Source organism: Segeticoccus rhizosphaerae, from assembly GCF_009192725.1.
Lineage (GTDB): Bacteria > Actinomycetota > Actinomycetes > Actinomycetales > Dermatophilaceae > Segeticoccus > Segeticoccus rhizosphaerae.
This window is the reverse complement of sequence record NZ_VOHR01000439.1, coordinates 1-2,504: the sequence shown is the minus strand read 5'-3', so window position 1 is coordinate 2,504 and position 2,504 is coordinate 1. Positions and strand designations below refer to the sequence as shown.

Below are 2,504 nucleotides of genomic sequence, written 5' to 3'. Positions count from 1 at the left end.
CTCGGACGCGGTCGCTTCCTCGGCGGCCGTGCCGCCGGCTGCCTTCACCGACGCCCGGGTGCTGGTGCCCGCCGAGGACGGGGCGCGGTGCGAGGTCGTCGGCGTGATGCCGCGCGCCTTCTGGCACTCCTCGAGCTGCGTACGCAGCTCCTCGTTCTCGGCGCCCAGCCGACGCAGCTCGGCGACGACCTCGTCGAGGAAGTCGTCAACCTCGTTCTCGTCGTAGCCGCGACGGAGCGTCTTGGCCGTGAAGATCTTGTTGACAACGTCCTCTGGCGTCAGCGCCATGTAGTCACCTCGGTCGGATCGGGGCCGTGGTGGGGGCTCGCGCAGTGCCGCTGGGGGCAGGACGCGAGAGCTCGCCACGACGAGAGTGTCAGGAGCGTCCCTCAGCCTAGGAGATTGAGGGCCAAAGAGACAGCCAGCAGGAGCACGAGGAAGGCCAGGTCGAGTCGCACCTGGCCGAGGGTGAGCGGCGGGATGACCCGCCGCAGCAGTCGCAGGGGCGGGTCGGTGACGCTGTAGACCACCTCGGCCACGACCAGCACCGGGCCCCGCGGTCGCCAGGCCCGTGCCAGCACCTGGACCCAGTCGAGGATCAACCGTCCGATGAGGACGACCAGGAACAGGTAGAGGACCAGCGACACCACTGCCTTGATCGTGCTCATGGGATCAGTCTGCGGCCCGTGGGCCCGGGCGAAGTGGGCGGGGTCGTCGACCACTGACTCGTTCTGCCGCTGCCTCCGGGGCAGACCGCTCCGACCGCATCGTCACCACTCGTCGCCGCGGCCCTGTCGTCGCCGCTCAGCTCTGGTTGAACAGGCTGTGCGAGGCCTTCGCGGACGCGGTGGGAGCGCTGGTGGCCACCTCGACGTGCGACGGGGACAGCAGGAAGACCTTGTTGGTCACTCGCTCGATGGCACCGTGCAGCCCGAAGACCAGGCCGGCCGCGAAGTCGACCAGCCGCTTGGCGTCGGAGTCGTCCATGTCGGTGAGGTTCATGATGACCGGCACGCCGTCGCGGAAGTTCTCGCCGATGTTCTTGGCCTCGTTGTAGGTCCGCGGGTGGATCGTGGTGATCCGGGTGAGGGGGCCGACGTCCCCGTCACGCACGACCCGCGGTGTCGGGGCGTTCCGCTGGGGAAGGTGGGTCACGGGTGCGCGCTCCTCCCGCTCCGCCTCACGGTCGACCGTCTCGCGACCGTCCGCTTCGTCGTAGCTCTCGTAGTCGTCATACGCGTCGTAGCGCTCGTCGGCCTCGGCGAGGCCGAGGTACTCCATGGTCTTGCGCAGCGCCCCAGCCATTGGTGTGCTCCTTGATGCGGGTGCCTGTCGAGTGGTCGCCTTGGACGCTACCGAAACGCCGGTCGTGATCCGAGGATTGCGCTGCCGACACGCAGGTGTGTCGCGCCGTGCGCGACCGCCTCCTCCAGGTCGGCGCTCATGCCTGCCGAGATCCACGTGGCGTCGGGGTGATCGGCTCGTATGGCGTCCGCGATCGCACGAAGCCGGGCGAAGGCCGGCGCGGGGTCGGCCCCGAGGGGGGCGACTGCCATGACGCCTCGCAGGCGCAGGTGTTCCGTGCCTGCGACCTGGTCGGCGAGGGCGGCCGCCTGATCGGGTGCGACGCCGCCCCGGCCGCGTCCCGGTGACGGTGGGTCCAGGTCGACCTGGACGCACACGTCGAGCTGGCGCTGTGCCGACCCGGCGGCCCGGTCGAGGCCGCGCACCAGCTTGCTCCGGTCGACCGAGTGGACGACGTCGGCGTAGCGCGCGACGGATCCGGCCTTGTTGCTCTGCAGCTGCCCGATGAAGTGGACCGTGAGCCGGTCGCGCTCGTGGTCGGGCAGCTCGTCCAGCTTGTTGCTGGCCTCCTGGTCGCGGTTCTCGCCGATGTCGCGGACCCCCAGGCCGGCCAGCAGCGCCAGGTCCGAGGCAGGGAAGAACTTCGTCACGACGATGAGGCGCACCTCGGCCCTCGAGCGGCCGGCGGCGGCGCACGCGTCCTCGATCCGGCGCTCGACCGTGGCCAACCGCCGGGCCAGCTCGGACCCGCGGTCGAACGCCTGCTGGTCGGGAGGGGCGCTGTGACGCGACGGCTCCGCGTGGGTCATCGGTGGCCTCCTTGGGGTGCGACGAGGCGGATCACGCCGGCGAAACGCCCGGTCACCGGATCGCGCCGGTAGGAGTAGAGGTCCGACGACTCCCGGGTGCAGCCCGGCACCCAGTCCACGGTGACGTCGCGTGCCCGCAGCTGGTCGACGACACCGGCGGCGACGTCGATGGCGGGCGTCCCCTGCCAGGACACGGTGGCACTCACCGCGCTGGTGGCGGCGGCCCGCGCTCGCATGTCCTCCGGCACCTCGTAGCACCGCCCGCACACCGAAGGGCCGACGGTCGCGCGGATCCTCATCGCCCCCAGGTCGTGCATCGCGTCGACGGCGCGGCCGATGATGCCGCCGACCATGCCGGGGCGACCCGCGTGCACTGCGGCCACGACCCCG

General features: G+C 71.2%; 5 protein-coding genes. All 5 read right to left on the bottom strand.

What is annotated here, in order from left to right:
- Positions 1–288 (bottom strand): DivIVA domain-containing protein (locus FRW57_RS20285; RefSeq protein ID WP_152186908.1); only part of this gene is annotated, 288 nt, incomplete at its 3' end.
- Positions 289–389: 101 nt separating this feature from the next.
- The gene (locus FRW57_RS20280) at positions 390–668 is read right to left on the bottom strand and encodes a YggT family protein (protein ID WP_137120144.1); all 279 of its coding nucleotides are present in this window, start codon (positions 666–668) and stop codon (positions 390–392) included.
- Positions 669–804: 136 nt separating this feature from the next.
- A complete protein-coding gene (locus tag FRW57_RS20275) occupies positions 805–1,305 on the bottom strand; it encodes a cell division protein SepF (protein ID WP_137120143.1) in 501 nt (166 codons plus the stop codon).
- A 47-nt stretch (positions 1,306–1,352) separates the two neighbouring features.
- Positions 1,353–2,114: a YggS family pyridoxal phosphate-dependent enzyme gene (locus tag FRW57_RS20270; RefSeq protein WP_137120142.1), complete on the bottom strand. Its 762-nt coding sequence runs from the start codon at positions 2,112–2,114 to the stop codon at positions 1,353–1,355.
- Positions 2,111–2,504: purine nucleoside phosphorylase YfiH/LACC1 family protein (locus FRW57_RS20265; RefSeq protein ID WP_162529442.1), on the bottom strand; the 394-nt coding region annotated here is incomplete at its 5' end. The genes FRW57_RS20265 and FRW57_RS20270, both read right to left, overlap by 4 nt.